General features: G+C 35.2%; 4 protein-coding genes, 1 pseudogene and 1 riboswitch. All 5 genes and pseudogenes read right to left on the bottom strand.

The window, feature by feature from the left end; genetic code table 11:
* Positions 1–1,356, bottom strand: coding sequence for a PFL family protein (locus JJE11_RS14595; RefSeq protein ID WP_291636893.1), 1,356 nt, complete (start codon positions 1,354–1,356; stop codon positions 1–3).
* Between the two features lie 10 nt (positions 1,357–1,366).
* Positions 1,367–1,636 (bottom strand): ACT domain-containing protein, encoded by a 270-nt coding sequence (locus tag JJE11_RS14590; RefSeq protein ID WP_291636891.1) that lies wholly within the window; start codon positions 1,634–1,636, stop codon positions 1,367–1,369.
* A 66-nt stretch (positions 1,637–1,702) separates the two neighbouring features.
* A riboswitch (glycine riboswitch) is annotated at positions 1,703–1,814 on the bottom strand.
* Between the two features lie 207 nt (positions 1,815–2,021).
* Positions 2,022–3,179, bottom strand: a complete 1,158-nt coding sequence (locus JJE11_RS14585; RefSeq protein ID WP_291636889.1) for a M20 family metallopeptidase — start codon at positions 3,177–3,179, stop codon at positions 2,022–2,024.
* A 205-nt stretch (positions 3,180–3,384) separates the two neighbouring features.
* Positions 3,385–4,542 (bottom strand): M20 family metallopeptidase, encoded by a 1,158-nt coding sequence (locus JJE11_RS14580; RefSeq protein WP_291636886.1) that lies wholly within the window; start codon positions 4,540–4,542, stop codon positions 3,385–3,387.
* A 138-nt stretch (positions 4,543–4,680) separates the two neighbouring features.
* A pseudogene (locus JJE11_RS14575) lies at positions 4,681–4,892 on the bottom strand (hypothetical protein); the annotation flags it as partial.

Here is a 4,892-nt window from a genome sequence, read left to right as displayed (position 1 = left end):
CTAATTCTTAAAACTATGTATAGGTGCTGGAATCCTTCCACCACGATTTATAAAGTCTACACTTGAGAACTCACTTACCTTCATAACAGGTGCGTGTCCTAAAAGCCCCCCAAATTCTACCGTATCTCCAACTTTTTTACCTGGTGCGGGTATAAGCCTTGTTGCAGTAGTTTTATTATTAATCATTCCAATTGCACACTCATCTGCAATAATTGCTGAAATCGTTTCTGCTGGTGTGTCCCCTGGAATAGCTATCATATCAAGTCCTACTGAACATACACATGTCATAGCTTCAAGTTTCTCAATGTTTAAAGCTCCTCTTTCTACGGCTTCAATCATTCCTTCATCTTCGCTTACAGGTATAAATGCACCACTGAGTCCCCCAACAGATCCAGATGCCATTATTCCACCTTTTTTAACCGCATCATTTAACATGGCGAGTGCACAAGTTGTTCCATGAGTTCCACACAGTTCAAGTCCCATTTCTTCAAATATTCTAGCAACACTATCACCCACTGCAGGTGTTGGTGCCAATGATAAATCTACTATACCAAAAGGTACATTTAATCGTTTTGCAGCTTCTATTCCAACTAATTGACCCATTCTTGTTATCTTAAAAGCGGTTTTCTTAATTACTTCAGCTACAACTCCAAAATCAGCACCTCTTACTTTTTCAAGTGCAACTTTCACTGTTCCTGGCCCACTTATTCCTACATTTAAGGTACACTCTGGCTCCCCAACTCCATGAAAAGCTCCTGCCATAAACGGATTATCCTCAACTGCATTTGCAAAAACTACAAGTTTTGCGCAACCAAGTCCATCTCTATCTGCTGTTAATCTTGCAGTTTCCTTAATAATTTGACCCATTTCGCGAACTCCATCCATATTAATTCCAGCCTTAGAACTTGCAACACTAACAGATGAACACACTCTTTCTGTAACCCTCATAGCTTCAGGAATAGATGATATTAGTCTATGGTCGCCGGTAGTATATCCTTTATGAATTAAGGCTGTAAATCCTCCAATAAAGTTAACTCCGAGTTCTCTTGCAATTTTATCTAACATTATGGCATACTCTACGTAATTTTCGTCTTGTGATGCTCCTGCGATTAAAGAAATTGGTGTAACTGAAATTCTTTTGTTAATTATTGGAACTCCATATTCTAGTGCTAAATCTTCTCCTACTTTAACAAGGTTTCCAGCAAGTCTCATAATCTTCTCATAAATCCTTGCTCTTGCTCTCTTACCATCGGAGTCACAACAATCCATAAGAGATATCCCCATAGTAAGTGTTCTGATATCTAACTTTTCATCATCTAACATTCTTACCGTTTCCATTATTTGATTAATATTCATTTTCTACCTCCTATACGAGATGCATTGAATTAAATACATCCTCATGCTGCATTCTTATTGAAACCTTTAAAATTTTACCTTTTTCCATTAATCTCTCGTTTAGTTCCTTTATAGAAATATTAATATTAGATAATTCCACCAGCATTACCATAGTAAAAAAACCATCCATAATAGTTTGATTAATATCTAAAATATTAGCATTTTTTTCAGATAGTAAGTTGCTCACATTTGCAATGATACCTACTTTGTCTTTTCCAATTACAGTTAAAACAGCCTTCATTCTAATTCCTCCCTCTTTTAAATCACAAAAAAAAGCCGAATAGATAATATTCGACCCTTGAAATCAATATTATCCCTTGTCCTTTTACCTGAGAGTTTCATAAATTTCCACTAATTTAATTAGTGAAGACATACTTTCTCCTTCGGTGCTCAAATTGAGTCTCTCCAAGGGCTCGTCCTATAACAGTCATCTCCATATGGTACCTGAAAGATTTACTTCTTCGGTGTATAGATCCTCTATACTCTCCTGCTACAATCATCCGAACTATTTAATTGTAAATTATTATTTTTATTTTAACAGGTTTATTAACTAATTTCAAGTGCATACAATCTTTATTTTTTCTACACAATAAACGGGATAAACATTTTTGTTCTGATGATGTAATTTAGTTGTTCAAAAAATCTATAGCATATTGTGCATATAGTGAAGTACCTATTTCAAGTGAATCTTCATCTACTGTATACATTGGGTGATGCTGAGGATAACAAGCACCTTTAGCTTCATTCCTGACTCCAACAAAAGCAATTAAACCAGGTACTCTATTTAAGTACTCTGCGAAATCTTCTCCTACGGTAGTTTTTTCAATTATAATAGACCTCGCGCCTATTTTATCTAAGGCCTTTTCTGCTATTTTCGAACAATTTACATCATTGATTACAACAGGTGTGGCAAAGGTATATTCTAACTCAGCCTCTGCTCTATATGCAGATGCTGTTTCCTTTGCAATACGCTTAATCATTTCAGGAAATTTATCCCTAACATCAGGATTAAAGCTTCTTGTGGTTCCGTTTAAAGTTCCTTCACTCGCAATAATATTAAATCTTGTGCCTACATTAAGAGAACCAATACTTACAACAGCAGGTTCTAGAGGACTTAATTCCCTACTTATTATTGATTGAAGGTTCATAACAATTGCTGAAGAGGCAACAACTGCATCAACTCCTTGATGTGGTGCAGACCCATGACCACCCTTTCCGTGTACGTTAATTTTAAATAAATCTGCTGAAGCCATAAGTGGTCCTTCTTGAACACATACAAATCCATGTTCTATGTCACTCCATACGTGAATTCCAAAAACTCCATCTACACCATCAAGAGCTCCAACTTCTATCATTTTTTTAGCTCCCTGCGCTACTTCTTCTGCTGGCTGAAATAGTAACCTTACAGTACCATTAATTTCATTTTTCATTTCGCTAAGTATCATTGCAGCCCCTAGTAGCATGGATATATGGCAATCATGTCCACATGCATGCATGAACCCTTCATTTTCAGATTTATACCCACACTTAGTTAATTCCTTAACCGATAATGCATCAATGTCAGCCCTCAAAGCAACAATTTTACCAGGATTATTACCTTTTATTTCTGCAATAATCCCTGTATCTGCAACATTCTTGTATGATACTCCCATCTTATCTAATTCTCTTCCTATTCTCTCAATTGTTCTATACTCTTGTAAACTTGCTTCTGGGTATTTGTGGAATTCTCTTCTTAAATTAATAACCTTTTGCTTGTATTTATTTGATATCTCTCTAACTGACAAATGTATTACCCCCCAAATATTTTTGAATTGCATTCTTAAAAAAATTCTTTAGTAACTGAACCCTTTGGTGCTTTATTTATGAACATTATACCATAAAGTAAAATGTTGAAATTATTGAAAAAATCAAATAGAAAAAGAGAGCTATTGCCCTCAATAATCTACCACTAACTATTTTTATTAATACAGCAACTTACAAGAAAATAATTCAACTATTTAAGAAATCCTTAGCATATTGTGCATATAATGCTGTACCTATTTCAAGTGAATCTTCATCTACAGTATACATTGGGTGATGCTGAGGATAACAAGCACCTTTAGCTTCATTTCTCACTCCAACAAGAGCAATTATACCAGGAACTCTTCCTAGGTACTCTGCAAAATCTTCTCCACCTGTGATTTTTTCAATAATAATGGACTTAGCTCCTATTTCGCCTAATGATTTTTCTGCTATTTTAGAGCAATTTACATCATTAATTACCCCGGGTGTGCCAAAGGTATATTCTACCTCAGCTTCAGCTCTATACGCTGATGCTGTGTCACTAGAAATTCGCTCAATCATTCCAGGAAATTTTTCCCTAACATTCGGATCAAAACTTCTTGTGGTTCCATTTAAAATCCCTTCACTCGCAATAATATTAAATCTTGTGCCTACATTAAGAGTTCCAATACTTACTACTGCAATATCAAGAGGACTTAATTCCCTACTTACTATGGATTGAAGGTTCATAGCAATTGCTGAAGATGCAATAACTGCGTCAACTCCTTGATGAGGGGCCGAACCATGGCCACCCTTTCCATGTACTTTAATTGTAAATAAATCTACGGAAGCCATAAGTGGTCCTTCTTGGATACACACAAAGCCATGTTCTATATCACTCCAAACGTGAATTCCAAAAACTCCATCTACACCATCGAGTGCTCCGCAAGCTATCATTTTTTTAGCTCCTTCAACTACTTCTTCTGCTGGTTGGAAAAGTAGCCTTACAGTACCATTAATTTCATTTTTGATTTCGCTCAGGATCATAGCAGCACCTAAGAGCATGGATATATGACAATCATGCCCACATGCATGCATGAACCCTTCATTTTTAGATTTATATTCACAATTATTTAATTCTTTAACTTCTAGTGCATCGATGTCAGCTCTTAAAGCAACTGTTTTACCTGGATTATTCCCTTTTATTTCTGCAATAATACCTGTATCTGCAACTTTTTTGTATGATATTCCTAGCTTATCTAATTCCTGACCTATTCTATCAATTGTTTTATATTCATATAAACTTGCTTCTGGATATTTATGAAATTCTCTTCTCAATTCAATAACCTTTTGATTGTATTTATTTGATAGTTCTCTAATTAACAAATGCTAGTACCTCCTACATATTTATAGTGATTATAATAATTTTACAAATATACCTGCTATAATAACGGATGCTATCGTAACTATAGAGAAGCCAGCTACAACTTTAATTTTATCCAGTTCTTCCTTGCTTTAAAATTACTAAAACTTCAAGATCATCAATGCAAAAGCACTTGCCACAAATACAGATGTAATTGTAACAGAAGTAAATCCACCGACGATCATAGATGGAAACATTTTGCTCATTAAGTAGTCCACTTCTTCATCTGTTTTTCCCAGTGACTTACAAGTTGATTCCGTAATAATAGCATCACATGGGAATCCGTACAATGCAGTCAAAGAATTTGCAAATG

Origin of the sequence: Clostridium sp., assembly GCF_016650095.1 — a bacterium.
Lineage (GTDB): Bacteria > Bacillota > Clostridia > Clostridiales > Clostridiaceae > Clostridium_AD.
This window is presented reverse-complemented; position numbering and strand designations above follow the sequence as displayed.

Coding starts and splice junctions, on each gene's coding strand:
- JJE11_RS14590 (WP_291636891.1), bottom strand. CDS start 1,636: ATGAAGGCTGTTTTAACTGTAATTGGAAAAGACAAAGTAGGTATCATT.
- JJE11_RS14595 (WP_291636893.1), bottom strand. CDS start 1,356: ATGAATATTAATCAAATAATGGAAACGGTAAGAATGTTAGATGATGAA.